Raw genomic sequence first — 323 nt, forward strand, 5'->3', positions numbered from 1 at the left:
TTTTGCTTAAATCCAACGCGACTTTATTAATAAAGTCCTGACGTTTGTTGCCGATCCGTTGATGCAGTTTCGCAACTTCCCTTTGAGCCTTTCTCCAATTACTGCTGAATTTCTCTTTTCGGGATAGTGATCTTTGCAATTGCGCCAATTTCTTCAAATGTTTTTTCAGCGTGTTGCAAGGCGCAATCTGTATTCCGTCCGAGAGCGTGCAAAACCACGCCACTCCCATATCAATCCCAACTTCATCGCCTTGGTGTACGGGAACTTCTTTTTCGTATTCTGTTTGAATGGAGACGTACCAACCATCGGCTTTGCGAATGACG

General features: G+C 44.3%; 1 protein-coding gene. It reads right to left on the bottom strand.

Annotation, left to right across the window (positions count from 1 at the left end):
• Positions 1-323: RNA-guided endonuclease InsQ/TnpB family protein (locus tag M3080_RS09210; protein ID WP_249092824.1), on the bottom strand; the 323-nt coding region annotated here is incomplete at both ends.

It is taken from the genome of Parasutterella secunda, from assembly GCF_023336895.1.
Classification (GTDB): Bacteria; Pseudomonadota; Gammaproteobacteria; order Burkholderiales; family Burkholderiaceae_F; genus Aphodousia; species Aphodousia faecalis.